At 63.6% G+C, this 26,783-nt stretch carries 24 protein-coding genes; 9 read left to right on the forward strand and 15 right to left on the reverse strand.

All coding sequences use genetic code 11. From position 1 onward, the window contains the following. The first annotated feature begins 215 nt into the window (after positions 1-215). The gene (locus AC0GUR_RS18140; protein WP_472878973.1) at positions 216-2,033 is read left to right on the forward strand and encodes an SLC13 family permease; all 1,818 of its coding nucleotides are present in this window, start codon (positions 216-218) and stop codon (positions 2,031-2,033) included. Here AC0GUR_RS18140 and AC0GUR_RS18145 read toward each other — a convergent pair. Further along, the gene (locus AC0GUR_RS18145; RefSeq protein WP_472878907.1) at positions 2,030-2,374 is read right to left on the reverse strand and encodes a Rieske (2Fe-2S) protein; all 345 of its coding nucleotides are present in this window, start codon (positions 2,372-2,374) and stop codon (positions 2,030-2,032) included. The two genes, AC0GUR_RS18140 and AC0GUR_RS18145, sit on opposite strands and share 4 nt — an antisense overlap. An 80-nt stretch (positions 2,375-2,454) precedes the next feature. Between AC0GUR_RS18145 and AC0GUR_RS18150 the strand changes: the two genes are divergently transcribed. The 4 genes from AC0GUR_RS18150 to AC0GUR_RS18165 all read left to right on the forward strand — a co-directional run bounded on the left by AC0GUR_RS18150 (position 2,455) and on the right by AC0GUR_RS18165 (position 6,249). Continuing rightward, positions 2,455-2,727 carry a hypothetical protein gene (locus AC0GUR_RS18150; protein WP_472878908.1) on the forward strand — a complete coding sequence of 91 codons (273 nt, stop codon included), beginning with the start codon at positions 2,455-2,457 and terminating at the stop codon, positions 2,725-2,727. 97 nt (positions 2,728-2,824) lie between these two features. Beyond that, positions 2,825-3,706 carry a methylated-DNA--[protein]-cysteine S-methyltransferase gene (locus AC0GUR_RS18155; protein WP_472878909.1) on the forward strand — a complete coding sequence of 294 codons (882 nt, stop codon included), beginning with the start codon at positions 2,825-2,827 and terminating at the stop codon, positions 3,704-3,706. Between the two features lie 140 nt (positions 3,707-3,846). Then, a complete protein-coding gene (gene yedA / locus AC0GUR_RS18160) occupies positions 3,847-4,767 on the forward strand; it encodes a drug/metabolite exporter YedA (protein ID WP_472878910.1) in 921 nt (306 codons plus the stop codon). A gap of 93 nt (positions 4,768-4,860) precedes the next feature. Continuing rightward, positions 4,861-6,249, forward strand: coding sequence for a short-chain fatty acid transporter (locus tag AC0GUR_RS18165; protein WP_472878974.1), 1,389 nt, complete (start codon positions 4,861-4,863; stop codon positions 6,247-6,249). Between the two features lie 112 nt (positions 6,250-6,361). Here AC0GUR_RS18165 and AC0GUR_RS18170 read toward each other — a convergent pair whose 3' ends face one another. The 4 genes from AC0GUR_RS18170 to AC0GUR_RS18185 all read right to left on the reverse strand — a co-directional run bounded on the left by AC0GUR_RS18170 (position 6,362) and on the right by AC0GUR_RS18185 (position 10,869). Next, the gene (locus AC0GUR_RS18170; protein WP_472878911.1) at positions 6,362-7,678 is read right to left on the reverse strand and encodes an ABC transporter permease; all 1,317 of its coding nucleotides are present in this window, start codon (positions 7,676-7,678) and stop codon (positions 6,362-6,364) included. A gap of 10 nt (positions 7,679-7,688) precedes the next feature. After that, positions 7,689-8,855 (reverse strand): ABC transporter permease, encoded by a 1,167-nt coding sequence (locus tag AC0GUR_RS18175; RefSeq protein ID WP_472878912.1) that lies wholly within the window; start codon positions 8,853-8,855, stop codon positions 7,689-7,691. Between the two features lie 10 nt (positions 8,856-8,865). Next, positions 8,866-9,552, reverse strand: a complete 687-nt coding sequence (locus tag AC0GUR_RS18180; RefSeq protein WP_472878913.1) for an ABC transporter ATP-binding protein — start codon at positions 9,550-9,552, stop codon at positions 8,866-8,868. Between the two features lie 72 nt (positions 9,553-9,624). Further along, on the reverse strand, positions 9,625-10,869 hold the full coding sequence (locus AC0GUR_RS18185) for an efflux RND transporter periplasmic adaptor subunit (protein WP_472878914.1): 1,245 nt from the start codon (positions 10,867-10,869) through the stop codon (positions 9,625-9,627). A 212-nt stretch (positions 10,870-11,081) separates the two neighbouring features. Between AC0GUR_RS18185 and AC0GUR_RS18190 the strand changes: the two genes are divergently transcribed. The 3 genes from AC0GUR_RS18190 (at position 11,082) to AC0GUR_RS18200 (ending at position 13,856) form a co-directional block, all read left to right on the forward strand. Beyond that, complete coding sequence (locus AC0GUR_RS18190) at positions 11,082-11,768, forward strand: fumarylacetoacetate hydrolase family protein (RefSeq protein WP_472878915.1); 687 nt, start codon at positions 11,082-11,084, stop codon at positions 11,766-11,768. A gap of 87 nt (positions 11,769-11,855) precedes the next feature. Then, complete coding sequence (mscL, locus tag AC0GUR_RS18195) at positions 11,856-12,272, forward strand: large-conductance mechanosensitive channel protein MscL (RefSeq protein WP_472878916.1); 417 nt, start codon at positions 11,856-11,858, stop codon at positions 12,270-12,272. A 144-nt stretch (positions 12,273-12,416) separates the two neighbouring features. After that, a complete protein-coding gene (locus tag AC0GUR_RS18200) occupies positions 12,417-13,856 on the forward strand; it encodes a M20/M25/M40 family metallo-hydrolase (protein ID WP_472878917.1) in 1,440 nt (479 codons plus the stop codon). Between the two features lie 156 nt (positions 13,857-14,012). Here AC0GUR_RS18200 and AC0GUR_RS18205 read toward each other — a convergent pair whose 3' ends face one another. From AC0GUR_RS18205 to AC0GUR_RS18215, 3 genes are all read right to left on the reverse strand, one after another. Then, the gene (locus tag AC0GUR_RS18205) at positions 14,013-17,114 is read right to left on the reverse strand and encodes an efflux RND transporter permease subunit (protein WP_472878918.1); all 3,102 of its coding nucleotides are present in this window, start codon (positions 17,112-17,114) and stop codon (positions 14,013-14,015) included. Positions 17,115-17,131: 17 nt separating this feature from the next. Further along, on the reverse strand, positions 17,132-18,262 hold the full coding sequence (locus AC0GUR_RS18210; protein ID WP_472878919.1) for an efflux RND transporter periplasmic adaptor subunit: 1,131 nt from the start codon (positions 18,260-18,262) through the stop codon (positions 17,132-17,134). A gap of 288 nt (positions 18,263-18,550) precedes the next feature. Further along, positions 18,551-19,015, reverse strand: a complete 465-nt coding sequence (locus AC0GUR_RS18215) for a MarR family winged helix-turn-helix transcriptional regulator (protein ID WP_472878920.1) — start codon at positions 19,013-19,015, stop codon at positions 18,551-18,553. 124 nt (positions 19,016-19,139) lie between these two features. Between AC0GUR_RS18215 and AC0GUR_RS18220 the strand changes: the two genes are divergently transcribed. After that, positions 19,140-19,664: an O-acetyl-ADP-ribose deacetylase gene (locus tag AC0GUR_RS18220; protein ID WP_472878921.1), complete on the forward strand. Its 525-nt coding sequence runs from the start codon at positions 19,140-19,142 to the stop codon at positions 19,662-19,664. Here the strand turns inward: AC0GUR_RS18220 and AC0GUR_RS18225 are convergent. The 7 genes from AC0GUR_RS18225 to AC0GUR_RS18255 are packed head-to-tail and all read right to left on the reverse strand — an operon-like array spanning position 19,648 to position 26,695. Further along, the gene (locus tag AC0GUR_RS18225) at positions 19,648-21,351 is read right to left on the reverse strand and encodes a BatD family protein (RefSeq protein WP_472878922.1); all 1,704 of its coding nucleotides are present in this window, start codon (positions 21,349-21,351) and stop codon (positions 19,648-19,650) included. The two genes, AC0GUR_RS18220 and AC0GUR_RS18225, sit on opposite strands and share 17 nt — an antisense overlap. Then, complete coding sequence (locus AC0GUR_RS18230; protein ID WP_472878923.1) at positions 21,348-22,925, reverse strand: tetratricopeptide repeat protein; 1,578 nt, start codon at positions 22,923-22,925, stop codon at positions 21,348-21,350. Before AC0GUR_RS18230 ends, AC0GUR_RS18225 begins: the two co-directional genes overlap by 4 nt. Then, the gene (locus AC0GUR_RS18235; protein ID WP_472878924.1) at positions 22,882-23,256 is read right to left on the reverse strand and encodes a hypothetical protein; all 375 of its coding nucleotides are present in this window, start codon (positions 23,254-23,256) and stop codon (positions 22,882-22,884) included. The genes AC0GUR_RS18230 and AC0GUR_RS18235 overlap by 44 nt, the downstream gene beginning before the upstream one ends. Beyond that, a complete protein-coding gene (locus AC0GUR_RS18240) occupies positions 23,253-24,233 on the reverse strand; it encodes a VWA domain-containing protein (RefSeq protein ID WP_472878925.1) in 981 nt (326 codons plus the stop codon). The genes AC0GUR_RS18235 and AC0GUR_RS18240 overlap by 4 nt, the downstream gene beginning before the upstream one ends. Further along, the gene (locus AC0GUR_RS18245) at positions 24,226-24,774 is read right to left on the reverse strand and encodes a DUF4381 domain-containing protein (RefSeq protein WP_472878926.1); all 549 of its coding nucleotides are present in this window, start codon (positions 24,772-24,774) and stop codon (positions 24,226-24,228) included. The genes AC0GUR_RS18240 and AC0GUR_RS18245 overlap by 8 nt, the downstream gene beginning before the upstream one ends. After that, the gene (locus AC0GUR_RS18250) at positions 24,771-25,703 is read right to left on the reverse strand and encodes a DUF58 domain-containing protein (RefSeq protein ID WP_472878927.1); all 933 of its coding nucleotides are present in this window, start codon (positions 25,701-25,703) and stop codon (positions 24,771-24,773) included. Before AC0GUR_RS18250 ends, AC0GUR_RS18245 begins: the two co-directional genes overlap by 4 nt. Beyond that, entirely contained in the window at positions 25,700-26,695 is a 996-nt protein-coding gene (locus AC0GUR_RS18255) for an AAA family ATPase (RefSeq protein WP_472878928.1), read from the reverse strand. The genes AC0GUR_RS18250 and AC0GUR_RS18255 overlap by 4 nt, the downstream gene beginning before the upstream one ends. Positions 26,696-26,783 lie beyond the last annotated feature (88 nt).

Below are 26,783 nucleotides of genomic sequence, written 5' to 3' on the forward strand. Positions count from 1 at the left end.
CCTCAACCCACTCCTGGAGTGGCAGATGGCGTAGGAGGCTCGCACAGTTCCACAGTGTGGAAACGGTTCACCAGCCCACCGCATGACCCGCTTATACTCCCGACTCAAACAGGGACGAGTCATCGCAGCGTGAAGCTTCCACTGCCCATCCAGATCCATCGCCAGGACCCCCGGCAAGGGAACGTGCGCTAGTGGGTCTGACGCTCACCCCCGAAATGATCCTGGTCCTCGGGCTGGTGGGCTTCACCATGCTGATGCTGGTGCTGGAGTGGATCCGCGCCGATATGGTGGCGTTGCTGGTGGTGGTGGTGATCGGCCTCACCGGTCTCATCCCCTCCGAACGCGTGTTCAACGGCTTTGCCGGTAACGCCGTCATCGCGATCATCGCCATCATGATCATGGGCGCGGGCCTGGACCGCGCCGGCGTACTCACCCTCACCGCCAGCTTCGTGATGCGCATGGCGCGCGGCGTTGAGTCGCGGCTTGGCCTCGTCATCAACCTGGTCACCAGTCTGTTCAGTGCGGTGATTCCCAGCCAAGCGCTGGCGGCCCTGATGATTCCCGTGACGAGCCGTCTCGCCGCCCGTACCGGTGTGCCGATCTCTCGGCTGCTATTGCCGATGGCGTTCTGCATTCTTACCGCGACCAACACCACGCTGATTGCCAACTCGCCGCTGATCGTGCTCAACGACCTCGTGGCCAGTGCGAACGCCAACCTACCGGCGGGCGCGCATACGATTCCGAAGTTCGGCCTGTTCAGCGTCACACCGGTGGGCCTGGTGCTCGCGTTGGCCGGCGTGGGCTTCTTCTACTTCTTCGGCAAGAAACTGCTGCCTGAGCGCGAAGATGAGCGCCTGAAAGTCACCCCGGGCCGCACCGAGAGCTATTTTGCGGACACCTACGGCATCGTGGGCGAAACCGCAGAGCTCACGGTGACCGCGGAAAGCCCGCTGGTGGGCATGAGCATTGGCGAAGTGGAGCAACTCTATGGCGCCCCGCTCATCCTCGCTATCAAGAGCGGTAACGACTCACGCATGGCGCCGCCAGCCGATCACGTGATCTGGGTGGGTTCCGTGCTTGGCGTGTTGGGGCCGCGCGAGCAGTTGAGCCATTTCGCCAACAATCAGTTGTGCAAGCTGTCGCCGCGCATGCGCCAGCTGGGCGAGCTGTTCAACCCGACGCGTGCAGGCATTTCCGAGGCGGTGATTCCACCCAGTTCGCGCTTCCTCAAGCAGACGGTGGGTGATCTGCGCCTGCGCAAGCGCTACGGCATTTCGGTATTGGCGGTGAATCGTGGCGATCAGGTGTATCGCGACGACGTGCGCTCGGTGAGTCTGCGGGCCGGCGATACGCTGGTGTTGCATTCGAGTTGGCGCGACCTTGGGCTGGCGACCGAAGACAAGGATCTCGTCGTCGTTACCGACATCCCGAAGGAAGAGCAGCGCCCCGGCAAGATCTGGCAGGCCGTCGGTTTCTTCCTGTTGGCCAAGTGTCTGGCTCTGTTCACTCATCTCGACCTGTCTGTGGCGATGATGACCGGCGCCATCGGCATGCTGCTTACCGGCGTGCTGAACATGGACGAGGCCTATAAGGCGATCAACTGGAAAACCATCTTCGTCACCGCCTGCCTGATTCCGTTGGGCTGGTCGATGGACGCCACCGGCGCCGCGGCGTGGTTGGCGCAAGGCGTGCTGCAGCATCTGGGCCACACCTCGCACTGGGTGCTGCAACTGTCGCTCGCCGTGCTCACGCTGCTGTTCTCGCAAGTGATGTCGAACGTGGGCGCCACCGTGATGATGGTGCCCATCGCCATCAGCGTGGCCGTGGCCACCGGCGGCAACCCGTCGGCGTATGCGCTGATCGTGGCGGTGTCGTCGTCCAACACCTTCCTGCTCAGCTCGGGCCATCCGGCGTTGATGATGGTGGCTGGCCCGGGCGGTTATCGCGGCAAGGATTTCCTGCGCGTCGGCCTGCCGCTCACGGCCATGGTGCTGGTGCTCACCCTGGTGGTGATCAACCTGATGTATCGCTAATCGTCGAGCCAGACTTCCCCATCGGCCACCCGCACACCCACCGAGCGCAAATGCTCACCTCGGCACGGGCCGCCCACGCACAGACCGTCGCTGTCATTGAACGAAGCCCCGTGGGCCGCGCAGATCAGCAGGTTGTCCTTGATGAGGAACTTGCCCGGTGCCCAGTCGAGTCGGCGACCGGCGTGCGGACAGATATTGAGGTAGGCACGCACCGCGTTATCCCGACGCAGCACGATCACGCTCTCTTCACCGTCGCGAAGGGCGGCATCGACGGCAATCGCGCCGCCATCGGGAATGTCGTCCAGTCGGCAAAGCGCCTGGTCGGGAGTTGCTGTATCCATCGTGGCACTTGCCTCTTTGGCCGTAAGGCCCCATCGTTACGCACGTAAGTCGTTGATTTTACCACACGGATTTTTAACACATGCGTTTTTCGCTGCCGATGCCACGTCGCTCTCGCCATCCGCTGGTCCGTGCCCTGTCCCTCCTCGTGGGGTTGGCGGTGGTGGGCGTACTGATGGTGTTTGGTCTGATGGTGGCCGGCGTACTGCTGGTCGGTGGCGCCTTGGTGTTCGCGCTGCGCCAATGGTCGCGTAAGCGCGCCACGATGTCGCCTGCTGGCGCTCACGTGCATCAGCCCGAGGTGATCGAGGGCGAATTCGTGGTGCTGCAGCAGACGCGCCACGCCGCGCGCTGAAGCCAGTGCCCGCGCTGCGAGGCCGCGGCGCAAGAACCGGATGGTGGTGGTGAGGGGGCGGCACTAGGCTGAGCCCATCGCTTCACGGATATCGCCCATGAACGCCCGCCACACCACCGAGTCCACCCTGGAACAGGTCCGCCTGCTGCTGGAGCGCGCCGACGAGGCCCCTACCCTGCAGGCATTGGCCGAGTCCGCCCAACTCAGCCCAAGCCATCTGCAGCGCGCGTTTCGCCGCCGCTACGGCATGAGTCCCGCCGAGTATCACCGCGCACGTCGTTTCGGCCAGCTGAAAACTGCCCTGCGCAACGGCGCCGCCGTGACCGACGCGGTGTATGACGCCGGCTTCGGCTCCGGCAGCCGTGTCTACGAGCACAGTGATCGCCTGCTCGGCATGACACCTGCGAGCTATCGCGCCGGTGGCGCGGGCGCCAGCATCCGTTTCACCACCACGGGAACACCGCTGGGCCGTCTGCTGGTCGCCACCACTACGCGCGGCATTTGCTCGGTCACACTGGGCGATACGGATGCGGAACTCGAAACGCGCCTCGCCGATGAATTCCCTCACGCCGCCCTCGATCGCGTTGATGCAGGGCGCGAAGAGTGGCTGGATGCAGTCATCGCACGCATCGCCAGCGAGCTTGGCTGGAGTGATGCAGCCGCCCCCGATCTGCCGCCGCTGGATGTCGCTGCCACAGCGTTTCAATGGCGTGTCTGGAATGCACTCACCCGGATCCCCAGTGGCGTCACCAAGAGTTATGGCGAGCTGGCCGCCGAATTGGGCATGCCCAAGGCGGCCCGCGCGATTGGCAACGCCTGCGGCAACAACCGGTTGGCGCTGATCGTGCCTTGCCATCGCATCGTGCGCGAAGACGGTTCGCTGGGTGGTTGGCGCTGGGGCGTGGAGCGCAAACGCGAACTGCTGGCCAGCGAACAGGGCAATGACACCGCGCGCAGGAAGCAAGCCGTCGCCGCCTGACCGGGCTCAAGGCTTGAGCGCGTCTCAAGTCTGCCTTGCAAAGGCCTCGCTAGTGGCCCAAACACTTCCGATCTATTGTCATGTCCGCGGTAAACTATGACGAGCATCGACCCCGCGATGCTCCTTCAGCGCTCCCTGCCATGACCGACTCAGCTTCGACATCCGCCGTTGCCGCGGCCCCAGCCCCTGTTGCCGACACCCGCTTGATGGTGCCGTTGGCGATGTTTGCGCTGTACATCATCTGGGGGTCGACCTATCTCGGCATCCGCTACGCGCTGGAAAGCTATCCGCCGTTCCTGCTTGCCGGGGTGCGCTTTCTTGGCGCCGGCATTCTGATGTTCGGATTTCTCCGCTCGCGTGGCGTTGCCATGCCGACAGCACGGCAATGGCGCAATGCTGCCTTCACGGGCGTGTTGTTGCTCGGCTTTGGCAATGGCCTGGTGTGCTTTGCGGAGCAACACGTAAGTTCCGGTATCGCTGCTGTCGCGGTGGCCAGCATGCCGCTGTTCGCGGCGCTGTTCTCCGGCATGTATGGGGAATGGCCCTCGCGCAACGAAACGGTGGGCCTGGTGATCGGCTTCGCTGGCGTGATCGTACTCAACCTGGGTACTGGCCTTTCCGGTTCGCACATCGGCGCCATCGCGCTGCTGGTCGCAGCGGCGAGCTGGGCTTTCGGCGCCACCTGGAGCCGTCGTCAAGATATGCCCGCTGGCCCCATGAACACTGCAGCACAAATGCTGAGCGCCAGCGTAGCCCTGTTGCTGGTCGGCTTCGCCACCGGCGAAAAGCTGCCCGAACACCCCACCATGCGCGCCACGCTGGCGGTGGTGTATCTGGGCTTGTTCGGCTCGATTATCGCCTTCAGCGCCTTTCTCTACGCGCTCAAGCACGCGCGCACCGCGCTGGCGACCAGCTACGCCTACGTGAACCCGCCCGTCGCCGTGCTGTTCGGCGTGATGCTGGTCGGCGAGACCGTGGGGCCGTATGACATCGCCGGCATGGCGATCATCCTGCTTGGCGTGGGCGCTATCGCCTTTGCCCGGCAGAAGCGCGCTCACTAAAGCGCCTACGCTTGCCGAGATAGTCGCCGCGCCTTCACCATGGACCCGATCCTGCATCGGGGCATGCCCATGAATGAAGCGAACGAAGGTCTGATGGCCCGCGCCGCCCTGCGCAGCGCGGCATGGTCGGAGAGGTGGTTCCCGGACGCATGGGTGTTCGCCGCGCTGGGCGTGGTCATCGTGGCACTTGCGGTGCTCGCCTTCGGCGCGACGCCCGCCGTGACCGTGACGGCTTTTGGTGACGGCTTCTGGAGCCTGATCCCCTTCACCATGCAGATGGCGTTTGTGGTGATCGGCGGCTACGTGGTGGCCACCGCGCCGGTGGTAGCCCGCTTTATCGAGCAACTGGCGCGCGTTCCCAAGACCGGCCGCGGTGCGATCTGCTACGTCGGCCTGGTGAGCATGCTCGCCTCGCTGCTCTCCTGGGGCTTCTCGCTGGTATTTGGCGGATTGCTGGTGCGCGCACTGGCACGCCGCAACGATCTGCGCATGGACTATCGCGCCGCGGGCGCAGCGGCTTATCTCGGCCTTGGCGCCGTGTGGGCGATGGGTCTTTCCTCGTCGGCAGCGCAATTGCAGGCCAACCCCAAGAGCATGCCGCCGGGCCTGCTCTACATCACCGGCGTGCTGCCTTTCAGCGAAACCATCTTCCTGTGGCAGTCCATCGTGCTCACTGCGGTATTGATCGTGGTCTCGCTACTGGTTTGCTGGCTTACATCTCCTTCGGATAAGAACGCTCTCACCGCTGCAGATTTCGGCGTAACGGAAACACCGACGCCGGCGCTTCCCCCACGACAGCGCCCGGGCGAATGGCTGGAATACAGCCCGCTATTGTCGATCGTGATCGGCCTGCTTGGCCTCGGTTGGCTCGGCTACGAATTCACCACCAAGCCGGTGGTGGCGGCTATCGCCAACCTCAATACCTATAACTTCCTTTTCCTCACGCTTGGTCTGCTGCTGCACTGGCGACCGCGCAGCTTTCTCAACGCGGTGGCGCGCGCGGTGCCTAGCACTGCAGGCGTGCTTATCCAGTTTCCGCTGTATGGCGGAATCGCCTCGCTGCTGACGCATGCGCCAGGCTTTGGCGACGTGACGCTCTCGCACCGACTGTCTGGCCTGTTTGTGCACATCGCCACCGCCGACACTTTCCCGCTGGTGATGGGTGTCTACTCATCAGTGCTTGGCTTCTTCGTGCCATCGGGCGGCGGCAAGTGGCTGGTGGAGGCACCGTATGTGATGCAGGCAGCGAACGATCTGCATGTGCACCTGGGTTGGGCGGTGCAGGTGTACAACGCGGCTGAAGCGCTGCCCAACCTGATCAACCCATTCTGGATGCTGCCCCTGCTAGGTGTGCTGGGGCTGAAAGCACGCGATGTCGTGGGCTTCACCTTCATGCAACTGCTGGTGCATGTGCCACTGGTGCTGGGCTTGCTGTGGGCGCTGGGTCTCACGTTGACTTACATGCCACCGGTGATGCCCTAACACTGAGGAAACCTAGTCGCGCACAGGGTGCGCTCCCACCTGGTGATCGCAACACAGTGGGAGCGCACCCTGTGCGCGACAGGGGCGCGGCCATGCCGCGCCCCTCAACCACTTACAGTTCGCGCAATGCCGTGGTCACCGGCAACCGCGCCGCGCGCATGGCCGGATAGATGCCACCGATAAAGCCGATGGCCAAGGCCCATTTAAGCCCGGTCCATAGCAGCGCCGGCGTGACGCGCAATTCAAAGCTGAGCTTGCCGACCGTACCGGCCGCCAGCGTTGACGCGCTGTAGCCGTTGAACAGCAACCATGCGATCAGTCCGCCAAGCACGCCACCGATCAACGCCAGCAGCATTGTCTCCAGCATCACCGCCACCACCACCGGTAATCCGCGGAAACCGATGGCACGCAGCGTGGCGATTTCGCGGGCACGCGATGCCACGGCAGCGAACATGGTGTTGAGCGCACCGAACATGGCGCCGATCGCCATGATCAGGCCGACGGTGATGCCGATGCCCTTGATCACCTTGCTCATGCCCTCGGACTGCTTGGCGAAGTAGTCGAGCGTGGTGCTCACATCCACCTTCAGCTGCGGATTGCCATCCAACTCGGCCTTGAACGCGTCATAGGCTTTAGGGTCGGTGAGCCGCACCACCACCGATGCACGGCTGCTGCCTCGGCGGTAAGTATCGGCTACCACGCTGGCGTCGCCCCACACTTCCGAGTCCATCGCGTCACCGGAGGAGAACACACCCACGACGTTCCATTGCTGGCTGCCGAGACGGACGGTGTGGCCCGGTGCCAGATCCGCGAACTGTTTTGCGGCACCCTTGCCGACAATCAGCTCACGCATGCCCGGCTGGAAGTTGCGCCCTTCGACGATTTTTACGTTGGGTCGCACCGCCCAGGCTTGTTCGCTCACACCACGCACCTGCACGCTACCCTCGTCATCCGCTTTGCCACCCTTGAGCGGCAAATTGGCGGCAACCACCAGCTCCGGCGATGCGATGGGTTGCCCCTTGGCATCCTTGGCGATACCTGGCGCCTGCGGGATCAACGTCACGCTGTCGTGATCGAGTACTGACATCACTTCCGAGGCGGAAGAGCCACGCATCACGATCGCCGTATCGGGACTGCCCGTGCTGCGCAGGGTTTCGGAGTAGCCCTCACCCATGGCGAGCAGTGCCACCAACACGCCGACGACGCCCGCAATGCCAATCACGATCACCGCGGATGAACCGATGCGCTGACCCAGCGTGCTGACGCCAACGCTGGTGACCGACGCAGCCTGCTGCCCGCGACGGGTAAAAACCATCCAGCCAGCAAACAGCAGCACAAGGGCCAGAACACCCTGCCAGGGCAAGGCGATCCACGCCACCAGCACAACGACAATAAGGATGAGCAACGCAAAGTTGATAAGAAAGTTCATAGTGGGCTCCTTAGCGTCCTGCCAGCGCGTCAACGATGTTCAGACGCATGGCGCGCAGTGCCGGCAGGGCACCCACCAGCAATCCGATCACCACCATCAGCACCAACCCCAATACCCAACTGCTGGCGCCCACACTCGGCAGGTTCAGCATGCCGCCGCTGTTTGCACTCACGGCCGGAATGATCAGGCTGGCCAGCCCAAGGCCTATGACGCCACCAAGCAACAGCAGCAGTACCGACTCAGCCAGCACGATGCCAAGCACCGCATGATTGGAGAAGCCGATCGTCTTGAGCACAGCCAGCTCGCTGGTCCGCTCGCGTACTGCCTGCATCATGGTGTTGCCCGACAGCAGCAGCAGCGTGAAGAACACCGCGCCCATAATGGAGCCGACAATCAGGCCGATATCGGCAAGCTGCTTCATCCAGTTGGCGGTGGCCGCCTGCTCGGTTTGCGTGCGCGTTTCATGGTCGGAGTTGGCCGAGATGGCATCGATGGCCTTGGCCACGCGATCCGCCTGGTTCACATCGGTCACACGTGTCACGTACCAACCCACCGTGCCGCGATTGAACGGCGTGGTTTCGTCGAAGTACTTCCAGTGCAATAGCAGCAACTGGTCGTAGAAGCCGCTGGCTTTCTTGTCCTTCGAGTGCATGATACCCATGACGTCGAAGGTCCAGTTCTTGCTGCCCTGGTGGTTGGGGAAGATGGTGGACTGCATCGGAATCTTGTCGCCCACTTTCCACCCAAAACGCTGCGCCAGCTTCTCGCCCACCAGCACACCCGTGCGAGTGTCATCGAATGCCTTGCGCTCGGCGGGGCTGACCTCGATCTCCGGATAGAGGTCGATGTAGTTCGGTTCCACCGCGAAACTGAAGACCTGATTGTGCGGATCCTGGTAGGCGCCGCCAAACCAATTGGCGTACGTCACCAGCTTTACGCCTGGCACCTGCGCAATCTGCGACTCGAGCGATTGCGGCAAGGTCTGGATGAAGGACAGTTTCGAGCCGGTCTGCAAACGCTGCGCGCCGTTGGCGCTCTGGCCTGCCTGGTTGAACGAGGTACGCACAGCGTCGAGCATGCCGAACAGCAGGAACGCGGCGATGATCGAGACCAGCGTCAAGATGGTGCGGGCTTTGCGCCGGAACAGCGCCGCCCAGATGAGATGGAGATATTTCATCGTCGCATCCTCACGCTATCGCCTGTTCGACCAGGGTGCCCTTGTCCAGATGCAATGTGTGATTGGCGTACTCGGCGGCCTTGGGGTCGTGCGTCACCATCACAATGGTCTTGCCGTGCTCGCGGTTGAGTACGCGCAGCAGCCCGAGGACTTCTTCAGCGGACTGACGGTCCAGGTCGCCGGTGGGCTCGTCGCACACCAGCAGAGTGGGGTCGGAAACGATGGCTCGCGCTATCGCCACGCGCTGCTGCTGACCGCCCGACAGCTCGCTGGGCTTGTGCGAAGCGCGTTCGCCAAGTCCTACCAGCTCCAGTGCAATGCTGGCGTTCTTGCGGCGCTGCGCGGCGGACAGTTTGGTTAGCAGCAGCGGCAGTTCAACGTTGCGCTGCGCCGACAGCATCGGCATCAGGTTGTAGAACTGGAACACGAAGCCGACGTGCGAGGCACGCCACTTCGCCAGCGCACCGCCGCTCAGCTGATCCAGCCGCTGGCCAGCCACCGTGATGGAACCGCCGGTGGGCGTATCCAGACCACCGATAAGGTTGAGCAAGGTGGTCTTGCCCGAACCGGAGGGCCCCATCAACGCCAGGAAGTCACCTTCGGCGATGTCGAGGTTGATGTGATGCAGCACTTCCACTTTCTGCCTGCCGCGCTCGTATACCTTCGAGAGGTCGCGGGTTTCGATCAATGTGTTCATGCCTGAGCTCCTGAATCGTTGTCCCTGGCATCGCCGTTCGCGATGCGCCCAATCACGCGATGTGCTTCACCATCATTTCGACTTGGCCGGCGACGCGACGCGCGTGCCGTCCTGCAATACCGCTGGCGGCGACACCACCACCGTCTCACCCATCTGTATACCGGCAGGCACTAGCCGCTGATCGCCGAACTTCGATGCCGCCGGCGACACTGTGCGCTGCTGCGCGACATCGCCGGACACGACGAACACGACGTCGTGTCCGTCACGCTGCACGATGGCAGACGAAGGCACCAGCACGCCCTTCGGCACCTGCGCTTCCTCGTGCGACTGCTTCTGCTCCAAGAACGACACGCGCACGCCCATATCGGGCACGATCCGCGAGTCCTTGTGCTCCAACGCCACGCGCACCTTCACCGTGGCCTTGCCGCGATCCGCCGCCGGCACGATGGCGATCACATGCGCGGGGATCTTCCAGTCGGGGTAGGCATCCAGCACGGCTTCGGCAGGCATGTTCGGCTTCACGCGACCGATGTACGCCTCGTTGACGTCCACGTCCACCTCCAGCGAATCCATGTCTACCACGGTGCCGATGCCGGTGCGGGTGAAGCCACCGCCTGCGGAGAACGGCGACACGATCTCACCGACCTGTGCGTCCTTGGTGGTTACCACGCCATCGAAGGGTGATCGAATCACGCAATAGCCGAAGTTGACCTCTGCCGCCGCAACCTGTGCGTCGGCCGACGCCGCATTGCGCTGCTGCGACACCAGCTGGGCGCGCGTGCTGTCGACCAGGGTGCGCGACTGCTCAGCAATCTGTTTGGCTACCAGGCCTTTGACCGCCAGCTCTTCATTGCGCACGGCGTCGCGCTGATTCTGCGCAAGCTGCACCTGGTATTGGGTTACCAAGGCATGCGTGGCCGCTGCCTGGGTGCGCGCAGCATCCAGCGCCGCCTTGTATTGTGCATCGTCGAGACGGGCCACGATCTGTCCTTGCTTGACGTGGTCGCCTTCCTCGATCAGCACCTGCGTTAGCGTGCCGGTAATCTGGGCCGATACCGTGGCCTGTCGCCGAGCAGTCACATAACCCGTTGCCTGCAGCACCGCACCGGCCGACGCGTTGCTCGCCGGCGATTGCGCTTGAGCGGTTTGCACCTCGACGGCGCGCTTGCCCATCAGCATCCAGCCACCCAGGCCCGCCAGCACCACCACGACCAGCACGCCGGCCACGATCCAGGGCCAGCGCCCTGCTCCGTGCCCATGCTCCTCGCGCTGGTGTTTCTCGATGCGTAGTTCCTTCAGCAAATCCGAATTCGCCACAAGCTCTCCCTGCCGGCCCGTCGCCGGTCCTACGTTGCGGTACACGATGCTGGAGCGGCCTTGCCGCCGCCAGAGGCCCGCATCAGTCGTCGGCGATGACAGCTGTCATCTTCGCGGGCCAAGTCGGCCCGGTTTTACCTCCAAGCCTCGGCCGAGGATAGCTGACGTGACAACCGACTGGCCCGTGCCGCTGGCAGTGATACTCTTTCCCGATGTCATATGCCATCGCACCTCCCGTGGTTCCGAGCCTGCCCATCATCGGCAGCGATCAGCGCTTCCCTGTCCGGCGCATCTTCTGCATCGGGCGCAACTACGCTGAACATGCCCGAGAGATGGGCGCCACGGTGGACAAGGACACCCCATTGTTCTTCTGCAAGCCGGCGGATGCCGTGGTGACCGACGGCGCGGACGTGCCGTTCCCGCAGGCCACGCAGGATCTGCACCACGAGGTGGAAATGGTGCTGGCGCTGGGTGGCGGTGGACGCGATATCCCGGTCGAGCGGGCCGCGTCGCTGATCTGGGGCTATGGCGTGGGGTTGGACCTGACCCGTCGCGATCTGCAGGCCGTTGCCAAAGCCAAGAGCCACCCATGGGATGTGGCCAAGGCGTTCGATCATTCGGCACCGGTATCGGCCTTGCGCCCTGCCAGCCAGGTGAAGCTGGATGCTGACACCACGCTGACACTCAGCATCAACGATCAGCAGCGTCAGCAGGGCCGACTGGGCGATATGGTGCACGGCGTGGCGGAGATCATCGCCATTCTGTCGACGCTGTTCGAGCTGAAAGCGGGTGACCTTATTTTTACCGGCACACCCGCGGGCGTGTCGGCGCTGCATCGTGGCGATCGCTTCCATGCTGAACTCGCAGGCATCGCGACGTTGGAAGGTCAGGTCGCGTAGGCATCGCAAGAGTTTGCCGCCCTTCTCTCTGTTTGGCGTTGCCCTGTTACTCTTACGGCGTCCGGGGGCAACGCTAGGGAGTGAAGCATGAGCATGCTTAAAGAGTTCAAAGAATTTGCCATGCGTGGCAACGTGATCGACCTCGCCGTCGGCGTGGTGATCGGCGGTGCATTCGGCAAGATCGTCACCTCATTGGTCGAACAGATCATCATGCCGCCGATCGGCTATATCACCGGCGGCATCGACTTCTCGCAGATGAAGTGGGTGCTCAAGCCGGCCGACAATACCGATCCGGCCCATAAAGTGGCCGAAGTGGCTATTGGTTACGGCAACTTCATCAATACCCTGATTCAGTTCCTCATCATTGCCTTTGCGATCTTCCTGGTGGTCAAGGCCATCAACAAGCTCACTCGCCGCCAGGAGGCCGCGCCTGCGCCGCCGGCAGCGGATGTAGTGCTGCTTACCGAGATCCGCGACTTGCTGAAGTCGCAAAACCAGAAGTAAGCGTTGAGGAACAACGCGCGAATGAGGCGCCGGTGGGCGCCTTTTTCGTTTCATGTGTTCTCGGTCTGCCTCACCATGACTTCTGGCCTAAGCAGCCGCATGAGGGCACGCCATAATCGTCGTTTCCGCCCGAGGAGTTTCCCCATGCGCCGCCTGCCTCTCTCCCTGCTCGCCGCCAGCCTGATGCTTGCCATCGGCACGGCAAACGCAGCGACCCAGACCACCATCCCCGCCGCAGCCGTAAAGACGGCCGAACAGCTGCGCGACAAGGCGATGAACGACAATACGGGCTATGAGATCGTGTCGTCGCTGACCACCGAAGTGGGCGCACGTATCGCCGGTAGCCCCGCCGATGAGCGTGGTCGCGAATGGGCGATCGCCAAGTTCAAGGCGCTTGGCTTCGACAAGGTCTTTACCGAGCAGGTGACCTATCCGCTGTGGGAACGCCGCAGCGAACACGCCGAGATTGTCTCGCCGTTTCCGCAGACGCTGGACCTGATCGCACTGGGTTACTCGGCCGGCACGCCGAAGGGCGGCCTCACCGCTCAGGTGGTGAGGTTCGACAGCCTTGATGCGCTGAAGGCGGCCGACCCCGCCAGCGTGAAGGGCAAGATCGTGTTTGTGGACGCGCACATGGAGCGCCACAAGGATGGCCATGACTACGCGATCGGTTCGTCTGTCCGCGTGGGTGGTCCCGTCATCGCCTCAAAGATGGGCGCCGCCGCCTTCCTGCTGCGCTCGGCCGGTACCGACGCCAACAGCCGCACGCCTCATACCGGCGTGACCGGCATCAGGGATCCCAAGGAAGCCATTCCGGCCGCCGCCCTCTCTAACCCCGATGCCGATCAGCTGACGCGCGTGCTGGCTTATGGCAAGCCTGTCAGCGTGAAGCTGGATCTCGATTGCGGCATCGTCGGCTCCTACACCGGCGCCAACGTGATTGGTGAAATCACCGGCAAGAAGCATCCGGAGCAAGTGGTCGCCATCGGTGGCCATCTGGATTCGTGGGATCCGGGCACCGGCGCCATCGATGACGGCGCTGGCGTAGCCATCGCCATGGCTGCCGGCAAGCTGATTCACGACATGCCGCAGCGCCCCGACCGCACCATCCGCGTGATTGCGTTTGCCAATGAAGAGATGGGCCTGTGGGGCGGTCGCGCGTACGCCGACAAGCATGGCGCAGAGGTGGCCAAGTTCCAGCTCGGTACGGAATCGGACTTTGGTGCACGCAAGGTGTGGCGCATGAGCGCCAGCGTGAAGCCCGAAGCGCGCGGCGCCATCGAGCAGATCGCCAAGGTGTTGGCCCCCATCGGCGTCGACTATGACGCCAAGATGCCGGGCGGCGGCGGCTCCGACCTCTCGCAGATGCATGCGAAGGGTATGGCCGCGCTGTCGCTGACGCAGGACGGCACCGACTACTTCGACTATCACCACACCGCCAACGACACGTTGGACAAGATCGATCCGAAGGAGCTGGCACAGAACGTGGCTGTGTACGCCACGTTCTCCTACATGGCCGCGCAGGCGGATGGCGATTTCGGCTCGAAGCCAGGCGCATTCGCGAACGACGGCGCGGGGGAGTAACTCCTGGCGTCATGAGGAAAAAGGGCGGCCATTGGCCGCCCTTTTTTTGTGCCTCATCTGCAAAGCACTTTGTAGCAGCGCACTTGTGCGCGACAAGCCAGCGAAACGGAAAGGTCAAACGCTGCGGTCGCGCACAAGTGCGCTCCTACAGCAAGCTCAATGCGCGGTTTCTGCACCGCCCACTCGGCGCTTGCGCGAGAAGCGCTCGTGCAGGCGATCGAGGTACAGGTAGATCACTGGAGTCAGGTACAGGGTGAGTACCTGCGAAACGAGCAGGCCGCCAACCACCGCCAGACCTAGCGGGCGACGCGTTTCCGCACCCGCGCCAAGGCCAAGGGCAATCGGCAGTGTGCCGGCAAATGCAGCCATGGTGGTCATCATGATGGGGCGGAAACGCACGTGGCAGGCTTCGACAATCGCCAACGCGGGCGCCATGCCCTCACCACGCTGCTTTTCCAAGGCAAAGTCGATCATCATGATTGCGTTCTTCTTGACGATGCCAATCAGCATCACGATGCCTACGAAGGAGAACAGATCGAGCGGCGCGCGGAAGATCATCAGTGTGAGCAGTGCACCCACCGCAGCGGACGGCAGACCCGAGAGAATCGTCAGCGGGTGAATGAAGCTCTCATACAGAATGCCGAGCACCAGATAGATCACGAACACCGCCAGCACCAGCAACAAGCCCATGCCCTGCATGGAGTCCTGGAATGCCTGCGCCGTGCCCTGCACGCTGCCAGTGATCGAAGGCGGCAGGTTGATCTGCTTCATCGCGCCATCGATGCTGGCCACGGCCTCACTGAGGCTCACGCCCGGCGCGAGGTTGAACGACACCGTTACCGCCGGAATCTGCCCCTGATGGTTTACGGTGAGTGCCTGCGGCTTGCGTTCGAAGCTTGCCACGGCATTGAGCGGCACCAGCGTGCCGCTGTCCGACGTCACATAGATCTGCGATAGCACATCCGGATCATTCTGCAAGGCGTAGTCCACCTGCAGGATCACCCAGTACTGCGATGACGCGCCGTAAATGGTGGAGATCTGACTGGCGCCAAACGCCGAGCCCAGCGCCCGTTGCACCTGCTCCATGCTCAGGCCCAGCGTGCCGAGTTTATCGCGATCCACATTGACGACCATCGAAGGACCATTGAGGTCCAGGTCACTGGTGACGTCCTGGAAGCCGTGCAACCTGGAGAACGCCTGCATCACCTTGCCCGACCAGCTGTACAACGCCTCCGTGTCGATGGACTGCAAGGTGTATTGGTACTGCGCCTTCGATTGACGGCCACCGACCTGGATGGACGGCGGATTCTGAATATAGGCGCGAATACCCGGAATCTGCGCGAACTTCTTGCGCAGCTCCTGAATGATGCCGTTGGGGTCCAGTGATCGTTCGCTGGCTGGCTTCAGTCGAAGCATCAACGAACCATTGTTGGTGGTGGTGCGCGCACCGCCCGCCCCCACCGACGACATGTAACCCTCGATGTTGGGGTCTTCGGCGACGATCTTTGCCAAAGCCTGCTGGCGCGCCGCCATGCTCGCCACCGACGTGTCGTCCGGCCCTTCGACGTTCACATTGAGCTGCCCCGAATCGCCGGCGGGAATGAAATCCTTGTCCACCACCATGAAGAGCAGGCCGGTAAGCAGAAGGCTGCCGAGGAACGCGCCAAGAATCGTGCGGGGGTGGTTCACCGCCCATCCCAATGTGTGCACGTAGCCACGACGCACGCGCTCGAAGCCCGCATCAAACCAGAGCACGACCCGTGCTTTTTTCTCATGCTCGGCATGACGAAGGAAGCGACTGCACAGCATCGGGGTGAGCGTGATCGACACGAAACCCGAGATCAGGATGGCGACACTCAGGGTTACTGCAAACTCATGGAACAACCGGCCAACGATGCCGCCCATGAACATGACCGGCAGGAACACGGCCACCAGCGAGAGCGTCATGGAAAAGATCGTGAAGCCAATTTCGCTGGCACCCTTGAGCGACGCCTCGTACGGGTCCATGCCCGCCTCCACGTGACGCACGATGTTCTCGAGCATCACGATGGCATCGTCCACCACGAAGCCGACCACCAGGGTCAACGCCAGCAACGAAAGGTTGTCGAGGCTGTAGCCCAGGGCGAACATCGCGCCAAATGTGCCGACAATGGAGACCGGCAGAGCGAGGCCGGGAATCAGCGTTGCCGATGCGTTACCCAGGAACAGGTAGATCACCAGTACCACCAGCACGCCGGCCAGCAGCAGGGTGAACTGCACATCGTCCACCGAAGCGCGAATCGACTCCGAGCGATCGTAAAGCACGGCCAGCTTGATCGATGGCGGCAGCGTCGCCTCGAAGGTCGGCAACACGGCGCGAACGCGATCGATGGTCGCCACGGTGTTGGAACCCGGCTGGCGCTGAATGGCGAGCACGATCGCGCGCTCGCCGTTGTACCAGCTGGCCACCTGATCGTTCTGTACGCTGTCTTCAGCCTTGCCCAGATCGGACAGCCGCACCGGCGCGCCATCGCGATAGGCCACGATGATGTGGTTGTAGAGATTGGCGCGTTGCAGTTGGCCGTCCGAACGGATCTGCAGCAACTGCCGGTTGCCGTTAAGCGACCCGGTGGCGAGATTGACGTTGGCGCCCGCGACCGCGTTCTGCACGGTATCGATGCCGATGCCACTGGCAGCCAGCTTCTGCGGATCGACGCTGATGCGCACCGCGTACTTCTGCGCGCCGTACACGCTCACCTGCGCTACGCCGTCGATCATTGACAGGCGCTGCGCCAGCTGCGTCTCGGCATAATCGTCCACCACCGACAACGGCTGGGTTTTCGAGCGCAGGGTGAGAAAGAGTATGGGGGCGTCAGCCGGATTGACCTTGCGATAGGTCGGCGGCGTGGGCATGTTGGTGGGCAACTGGCGTTGCGCCGATGAGATGGCTGCCTGCACATCCTGCGCCGCGCCATCGATATTGCGATTCAACTCGAACGTCAGCGTGATCGAGGTGGAGCCCAGCGCACTGGTCGAGGTCATCGACTGGATGCCAGCAATGGTGGATAGCTGGTTCTCCAGCGGTGTAGCCACTGCGGTCGCCATCGTCTCCGGCGCTGCACCCGGCAGGCTGGCATTCACCGTGATGGTGGGGAAGTCGACATTCGGCAGTTCATTGACTGGCAGCTTCGGATACGCCGCGATGCCGAACACCAGCAACGCGACCATCAGCAAGGTGGTCATCACCGGGCGCCGGATACAGAGAGCGGGCAGATTCATGCGCTACGTGTCCAGGCTCAACCGTTGTCCGTGACGACGTTCACGTGCGTGCCGTCTGCCAGCAGCAGCTGGCCATCGGTCACCACTTGCTCGCTGCCGGTGAGTCCCTTCTCGATCACGATCTGGGCGCCACTGCTGGGGCCGGCAGTGACCATCCGCTGCTGCACCGTGCCATCTGCATTGACGACGAAGACGAAGCTGCCCAAGGGGGAGTTCTGCAGGGCGACCACGGGCACCGTCACCACGTTGCTGAGACGCGTGGTGGGCAGCACGACCTCAACGAACTGGCCGGGCGTCAGCTCATCACCGCTGTTGGCATAACGCGCCTTGAGCTGGATGGTGCTGGTGGCGGCATCCACCGCGTTGTTGATGAATTCCAGCTCGGCCTGCATCGGCGCTTGCTTGGTGCCGGGAATGCTCACCGTCACGGGCACCGCTTGGCGCGCCATGCTGTCCTTGATGCCGGCCAAGCCGGTTTCAGGGATCGAGAACGTGACGCGGATGGGGCGAATCTGGTTCAGCACGACGATGGACGTGTCATTCGCCGTCACCTGCGCGCCCGGATAAATCAGCGGCGCACCAGCGATGCTGTCGAACGGCGCCTGGATCTGTGCGTAACTCAACTGCGTGCGTGCCAGCTCCACCGCCGCCTTATCGGCTTTCACCGACGCGGAGTAAACACCTTCATTGGCCTTGTAGCTGTCGTAGTCGGCCTGCGCCACATAACCCTTGCCCATCAGTGGCTGGTAGCGCTTGAGTACGGTGCGGGCGTTGTCCAGCTGGGCCTGATCCTTGGCGAGATTCCCTAGCGCCTGATCAAGCTGCGCCTGCAACAGGCTGGGGTCGATGCGGACGATGGTGTCGCCCTGCTTGACGTGTCCGCCAGGAGTAAACATCAGCTTTTCCAGCTGACCGCTGACGCGCGCCTGCACATTGACGCTGGAGAATGCCTCGGCGCGCCCGATGACCTTCAGGTGGAGATCCAGATCGCCACGATGGGCACTCGCTACCTTCACCGGCACTGACACCGCAGCGACCGGACTCTTCGCTGATGCGCGCTCACGGCCGCGGAACAGCGGCACTGCCACCACCACGGCGACAAGCAGCACTGCGAGCATGACGAACTTCTTACGGGACGAGCGCTGCATGATTTCTCCAACCGTCGACAGCAAGCACGATGCCCGCCATGCGTCGGGATGCCACGAATTCGACTGCAATGTAGGTTTAGGGATGCGCCGCCCTGGCTCCACTCCGGTGCGCCGCACCGGGCATTGTGAAGCAGGGGGCACGCATGACCCGCACGACCGACAGCACTTGGCAAAAGGCTGGGCGTCGGGCAGGCGTTATAGGAATCGCAACATAGTGTGGCCGCACGATGACGCGCATCTGCCAGAGGCCACATAGGAGGGGTGAAGCGCAAGAAACGCGCCGGTCGCTCAGGCCTCGCTTTCGTCGCCAGCGGCGCTGCCATCCAAGGCCTGCAGGTTTTCCTTGATGCGGTTGAGCACATCCATCGCCTGCTGCAATTCCGTCAGCTCGATCCCGCGCGTGGCGTCCTTGCGCAGCCCCTTGCCGATCAATTCCATATCGGCGATGACGGCGCGGGCCTGATCGGTGACGTACAAACGCCAGGCGCGGCGATCCTTGGGATCGGGACGACGTTCGACAAACCCTGCGGCCTGCAATCGATCGATGACGCGACCTACGGCGATCGGCTCCATTTCCAGCTGCTCGGCGAGCTCCGTCTGGCGCAACCCTTCGCGGTAATAGAGCATTTTGGTGGCCCGCCATTGCGCACGGGTCAACCCGAATTTCACGGCGCGTCTGTCGAAGTGCTTGCGAAACAGCAAGGTCACGTCATTGAGCAGATAGCCGAAGGAGATGTCTTCCACCTTAGTCATAGCTGTCAGGTCTGGTTGTACGTGCCAAGTTTAGGAGCCCGCGCCATGCCGACTCCCCGCGCGAAGATCGAGGACATACTTCAGGGCCAAGCATACGTCGCAATATCTTGCGGATCCAATACCTATGCACATTGAGCTCATCACTGCTGACATCACCCGCCTCAAGGCAGACGCCATCGTCAATGCCGCCAACGTCAGCCTGCTTGGCGGCGGCGGCGTGGATGGTGCCATCCACCGTGCCGCAGGCCCCGGGCTACTGCAAGCCTGCCGCGCCTTGCCGGAGGTCAGCCCCGGGGTGCGCTGCCCCACCGGCGAAGCTCGCATCACGCCGGGATTCAGCCTGCCCGCCCGCTACGTGATCCATACCGTCGGCCCGATCTGGCGCGGTGGCGAACAGGGGGAGCCAGACCTGCTAGCCAGCTGTTATCGGCAAAGCCTGCTGCTGGCCTATGAGCATGGATTGGGCTCCGTGGCGTTTCCGGCGATCAGCTGCGGCGTGTTCGGCTACCCGCCGCAGCTGGCGGCCCCCTTGGCACTGCGTAGCCTCAGAAGCGTAGAGCATGGAGCGACGCCGATGCAGGTGCTGCTGTGCAGTTTCGACGACACGATGGCAGCGATCTGGCGATCCGCTCTCACGGATGCAGGTTGAATGGATAGAGCGCCGGTAGTGGTGAGGTGTTGGATGCGGCCTCACCCTGCCGCCATACAAAACCATCGCGGAAAGCCGCTGCCAAACGGTCACCCAGCCCCGATTCGTTGGCACCGGCATAGTGGCTGCGTTGCAGGGCGGCAATGGCATCCGGCTGCGTCCCGGGTGCCAGGGCGGCAGCCAACTCACTCAGATTCTGCAGTTGCGGTCGCTCGGCGCGCGCCCATGCCAGCAACGTGCCGGCCTGGCCAGCCACATCCGCGCCGCGCGCTGCGGCCAGAAAGACAGTGCGCAACCGGGACACTGTGGACTTAGCGTCTGTCGATGACGCCGCGGCGCGGGCAAGCGGCTGCCGACGACGCCACCACAGCCACGCGAGCAGGCTAATCACCCACAGGCACAGGCTGCCGATGGCCATCCAGCGCCAGGGCGTACGGGCGCTGGCACCAGGCAGCGCTGCTATCGGCGCCGAAGGCGCAACGCTCGGCTGTGCCGCCGTAGCGGGCGTTGCCGGAGTCACGCTTGGCGCACCGATGGCGGGCAGCACGGTGAACGTTTGTGCCGGAATGCGCGCCACCTCGAGACTGTCGCTCACCACATTCCACCAGGTGAGGGTGGTTTCGGGAATGGTCAGCGTCCCCGCCCGGCTCGGCACAATGGCGAAACCCTGCTGACGCCGCCCCACCTGCCACTGCCCTTCGATGCGCGTGCCCTCGACCGGCTTGTCCGGATACACGGTGGCGCCTTCAAGCGTGGGCAGACTCAGCGCCGGCAGCGCCTCGTAAGGCAGGCCCGTCGCCTGCAGGCTCATCACCAGATTGACCGGCATCCCCACGCGTAGTTCGCCCTGGGCCGGGCCGCCATCGAGGTGCAATGCAAGGTCACGCGCAGGTAGCCATGCTCCTTTGGAAGCCTGCGTGGGTGCGGGCCGCACATCGATGGATACGGGCGGCGAGGATGCCGACAGGGGTGTCCCATTGCCGAAGAAGGCATCGGGCTCCGCGAGATTGACCATCTCCCCCTGGAACGCCACAGGCGGTATCACCAGTCGGCCCACGCGTTGCGGCGTCACCGCATAGCGGCGTTCGATGACGTTGTAGCGCCGACCGCCGCGTTCCGCTTGATAGTTGACCTCTTCGCCCAGACGACGGACTTCCACGCCCGCCAGCTGTGGATCTTCCAGTGCGCCACTGGAGAGGTTGGCGACAAAGAAAAGCCGCACGGTATAAACCAACTGCTGTCCAACATAGCTGCTGGCCGGATCGATGCTTGCCTCGAGAAAGACGTCTTTACGTCCGGCTGCTGCGTCCGCTGGATTGGGGGCGACTACCTCCAGCTGTATTGGCGCAGTCGTGCCGCCTGCGAATGACAGGGCAGGAATCTGCAGAGTGCCCGCGTGCAATGGCCGCAAGGCCACGCCCACCGTGACCTGAGACGAGCGCTTGCCGTTGACAATGCTGAGACTGGTATTGCTGGAGCTGCCCAGCACGGCGAAGTCCTGCGACAGCGGCCGCAGGTCCGGCGCCTGCACCATGCCGCTGCCTTCGGCACGCAGATTGAGTGTCACCGTTTCGCCCAGCTCCACCTGCGTTCGATCCAACGTCGCCCGCACTTCAGCGGCTAGCGTCGACATCGGCCACAGACACAGCACAAAGCACCAGAAAATCAGCAGGCGACGCAGGCTCACGGCGAATCATCCTCCGCCGGCGCGCCACCGTGACGCTGCCGGTATTCGAGATCAAACTTGCGTCGCAGCAGTGCACCCGGGTCATCCGGCACACGCTGCAAAGCCTGGCGCACGTCCGCTGGCAATTTCGACTGGGCATCGTCCGCGGCGATGGCACCCAGTTCGTGCGTGGTGGGCTGCCGTTTCGAGCCGGGCTTGCCCAGCGCCTGGTCCATCTGCTTTTGCAGTGCTTCTTGGGCCTGTTGCGCACGAGCGCGCTCTTCGGCTTGCTCTTGAGGTGTTTGCGGCTTAGTCCCCGACGATGCATCGGCCTGCTGACCCGGCGTCTGCTGCTCGCCTTGCGCGTCCTTCTCGTTACCGTTGCCTTGCGCGTCGCCGTGCGCCTGCTGGGACGGCTTGCCCTCGCCGTCGTTCTGCTGCGAGCCGTTCTGCTGCTGGGCGGATTGTCCCTGCGAATCCTTGGGAGGCGTGGTCGACGGCCCCTGCCCCGACTTGTTCTTGTCGTTGCGCGCCCCGCCGCTCTGAGGCTGCTGCTGTGGTTGTTGACGCATCCAATCTTCCACCGCTTTGCGATTGGCTAGCGCATCGGCGTTGGCGGGATTCGCTTTGAGCGCGCGGTCGTAAGCGTCGAGCGCCGCCTGGTAGTTGCCTTGCTTGGCCAGCGCATTGCCTAGGTTGTACTGCGCGTCCGTACCCGGCAGATCGTGCAGCGCGGCGCCAGCCGCTGCATAGTCGCCCGCGCGATAGGCAGCAGCACCACGCAACGCCGGATCACGCGCCAGCTGCTGCGCTTGTTTGGCATTGCCTTGCGCAAGTGCCGCGGCGGCCTGCTGATCGGGGCGACGCCACAGATCGCTCCAGCTGCCAGCGCGTGCGTTGCCCGGCACGCCCGGAAGCAGGGCCAGCGCCAGCACTATCAGCCAGCCCCGGCGAAACGACATCGCGGCGAGCGGCAGCAAGGGCAGGAGCAGCCAAGGCCCACGATCCTGCCACTCATCACCATGCAGGTCCGCTGCCAACGTCGCGTTGCCATCGGTACTGAGTTCGGCGCGCAGCGCGTCGATATCGCGGCGATCATCCGTCATGGGAACAAAGCGCCCGCCACCCGCCTCGGCGAGTGCGCGCAGGCTCTGATCGTCTCGCCGCGCCATGGTCAGATCGCCTTGCGCGTCGCGTTGAAAGCTTTGGTCCGAGAGTGGCACCGGCCCGCCCTGTGGCGTACCCACGCCCAACACGGAAACGCGCACACCTGCCTCGCGCGCTTTGCTCGCCGCTGCGCTTGCGGCGGCATCTACCGTATCGGTCACCAACACCAACGAGCCACCGCCGACCTTTGCGTCGCGAATCAGGGTCACGCCGCGCTCGATCGCCTGTGCCGCGTTGTCACCATCCACCGGCATGGTGTCGGGCGCCAGCGCATCGAGCAGATCGTTGAGGCTGGACGCATCGGTAGTCAGCGGCGCAACCACAAAAGCCTCACCCGCATAGGCCACCAACCCATTGAGTCCATCGTGATTGGCGGCCAACAGATCACGTACCTTGTAGCGCGCACGATCGATGCGACTCGGCGCCACATCGCGCAGCCAGCATGCGCTGGGAAAGCGAAATCGCCACGACTTGTGCCGCGCGCTTGGCATAAAGCGGCTGGGCGACATGACTCCAGGTCGGGCCTGCCATGGCTAACGTCGCCAGCAACCATCCGGCCGCCAGCAGCAACACCGGACCACGGCGACGCGGCTCGTTGCCCTGCAGCAGATGAGGCAACAGCTCGGCATCGACCAGTCGCGCGAGTGCCTCACGTGCGCCGCTTCGACGCGAGGCGAAGGCGAGCAGCAAAGGAAGCGCCAACGAAGCAAGCAACCACCAAGGCCGCAGAAAGTGAAACTGCTGCAGCGCCTCGCTCATGCCACCATCTCCAGGCGCCGCGTACGTGGTGCCATCGCCACCAACCACGCCAGCACCGCCAGCGCCAGGGGCCAACGGAACCATTCATGGCGCGGCCGCAGCGAAGGGCCTTGCTGCGGCATCGGCTCCAGCGCATCGATGGCTCGATACGCATCGGCCAACTGTTGGGCATCGGTCGCACGGAAATAGTGGCCACCGGTTTGTGTGGCCATGGCGCGCAGCATGCCTTCGTCCAGATCTTCCGAAGGATTGACGATGTGTGAGCCGAACAGGTCGGGTACCGTCATCTCGGTGGCGCCGATGCCGATGGTGTAGATACGCACACCGGCCGCCTTGGCAGCGCGTGCAGCATCCAGCGGCGCAATGTTGCCGGCGTTGTTCACGCCGTCCGTCAACAGCACCACGACACGCGCCTGCTCCGGCAAACCGGCGAGGCGCTTTACCGCCACCGCAATGGCATCACCGATCGCCGTTTCGGTGCCGGCCAGACCCACCGCAGCACCTTGCAGCTGAGCGCGCACGGCATTCAGATCGTAGGTCAGCGGCGTGACCAGAAACGCACGACTACCGAACATGATCAGCCCCATCTCATCGCCACTGCGGCGCGCGATGAAATCACCCGCAATCGCTTCCACCGCGCCAAAGCGGCTGACGGGTCGACCGCCCAGCTCCATGTCGTTGGTACGCATGCTGCCCGACAGATCGACGGCCAGCATCAAGGCGCGTCCGCTGCGCTGCTGCGCTTGCGGCGGACCCACCCATTGCGGACGCGATGCCGCCACCAGCAGACATACCCAGGCAAGCACCAGCGCCCATGTACGCCATTCGCTTCCGTTACGGCGCTCAGCAACTTCCAGGTGCAGTCCAGGATGTGGCAAGTGCAGCGCCTCGCCGGGCTGTGCGGGTCGCAGCCACCAGCGCAACAGCCACGGCAAAGGCAGCAGCAGGAACACCCAGGGCCATGCGAACTCAGGCATGACCGGACTCCGTTGCCGTGCGAGCTACTGACGCCGGAGAGATGGTGTTGGCCTTGATGCGACGGCGCCATGCGACGATCAACCAGCGCCGTGTCGCCTCCACGGCCGCATCGATATCAAAGGATGCCGTGGGCCGATACAAGGCTGTTTCCAATGCCACCAGTGTTTCCACGGTACGTGCATCGACAGGTACCGACGCCAGCGTTTGTCGCCAATCTTCACCGTGTTGGCGAATGGCGGTTGCATCGAGTCGTCGCGCCGCCCGCCGGAGCAGTTGATGCAAGCCTGCAGCTAGCTCCTGTGGTTTCCCCTGCGCGTGCGCAGCCAACGAATCCAGTTCCGCCAGCATGGCTTGCTCAGCGCTCTGTCGCCGTTGCCGTCTGCGCCACCACCAGAACAAGCCGATAGCAGCGACCAATACGAGCACGGCCACCATCCACCAGCCAGGTGCCGGTGGCCACCACGCTGGCGAAGGAGGGAGATGAATGTCTCGCAGATTCGGCCCTGCCGCGGGCGGCGACGTGTTGGACACTGCCATCATCGGCGTACTCCCGGCGCCAACAGCGACATTACAGCATCGAGCGGATCGTTGGCCGTATCGATAGTAACGTGCGGCAGGCCCAGACTTTGCGCCATCGCATTAAGTTTGCTCTGCCCTGCGCCGAGACGCTGTTGAAACTCACGTCGCTGACGTTCACCAAACAGTACGACATCGCGTCGCACGCCTTCGTGCTCAAGAGGATAGCGTCCCGGTGGCGGAAGCCCCAATTCCAATGCATCGGCGACCACCAGCACGCGGACACCCGCCTTGCCAGCGAGATCAAGCAGGCGGCCACGCGCCGCGTCGTCGCAACTCAGACCATCGCTGATCAGCACGACCCGATTGGCGCCGTGCATGAGGCGCGTAGCGCGAAGCAAAGCCTCGGATAAAGGCTCGCGCGGCGATGACAGCTGGCGGGCATCCCACTCGGCAAGCGCACCACAAACCGCCAGGGCGCCGCGCGTGCCAAGCTGGGGGCGAAGCAGGCGTTCGCCGCTACCGAATTCCATCAAGCCAACGCGCTCACCGGCCCGCACCGCGTACCAGGCAGCCAGCGCCGCAGCGCGTGCTGCCTGCACCGATTTCAGGCGCACGCGAGTACCGAAGCGCATGCTTTCATGGGTATCGAGCAGGATCAGCAGGCGTCCTTCGCGTTCCTCCTGGAATAGCTTGGTATGCAACTTTCCACTGCGGGCGGTAAGTCGCCAGTCGAGGCGGCGCACATCGTCGCCGGGTTGGTAGACGCGCGATTCGGCGTAGTCCATGCCACGACCGTACAGGCGGCTGGACTGCTGGCCCGCGTGCATCGCTCGGCTTTCGAGCCGCGGCAGGGCCGCTTTGGCCACGCGGCTGCGCAATGCCACCAACTCGGCGAGACGAACGCGAACGCGCCCGTCACCCTCGTTCCTTTGATTCGGCACAGCACTCACGGGAGCGGCACGAGATCCAGCACACGACGGATGACCTGGTCACTGCGCACACCTTCCGCCTCGGCCTCATAACTGAGCAGCACGCGATGACGCAGCACTTCATACGCAATCGCGTGCACGTCTTCGGGCAAGGTGTAATCGCGCCCTGCCAGCCAGGCGTGCGCGCGTGCGCAACGATCCAGGGCGATGGTGCCTCGCGGACTGGCCCCCCACGCGATCCAGCGCTTCAGCTCTGGGCCATAGGCACCAGGGTTGCGCGTCGCCAGCACAAGTTGCGTCAGGTACTCCTCGAGAGCCGGTGCCATGTGGACCGCGAGCACAGCATCGCGCGCACTGAACACATCTGCCTGGCTCAGAGTTGCCCTGGCGGCAGGCACCGGATGCAGGCTGCGTCGCGCCTGTTCGCGCGCGAGCTTGAGAATGGCAAGCTCGGCATCGGCATCCGGATAACCGATGGTCACGTGCATCACGAAGCGATCGAGCTGAGCCTCCGGCAACGCGAAGGTGCCTTCCTGCTCGATGGGATTCTGCGTGGCCATCACCATGAACAACTCAGGCAGGTGCCAGGTGCTGCGCCCCACGGTGATCTGGCGTTCGGCCATGGCTTCGAGCAGCGCCGACTGCACCTTGGCCGGTGCGCGGTTGATCTCATCGGCCAACACGATGTTGTGGAACAGCGGTCCGCGCTCGAACTCGAAATTGCCCGACTGCGGGCGAAAGATGTCGGTACCCGTCAGGTCGGCCGGCAACAAATCGGGGGTGAACTGGACGCGGTGAAAATCGGCCTCAATGCAACCGGCCAGCGCCTTCACCACGGTCGTCTTGGCCAAGCCCGGCGCCCCCTCGACCAGCAAATGCCCGTCGGCGAGCAAGGCCACCAACAGGCAATCGATCAGATGCGGCTGGCCAATGACGCCGCGCTGCAGCTCATCACGAACGTGTAGAAAAGCCTGCTGCAGGCGTGACGCGGGCTGGGGCTCGGGCATGTCCATCGGGTATTCCGTCATGGTTTGGCGCTATCACAGACCGTGAAGTGTCCCAGAAGTTTAATGCCCATGACTTCCGGCCCCCAAAACACCC

This window comes from Dyella sp. PARNA 12/25 (genome assembly GCF_055702865.1).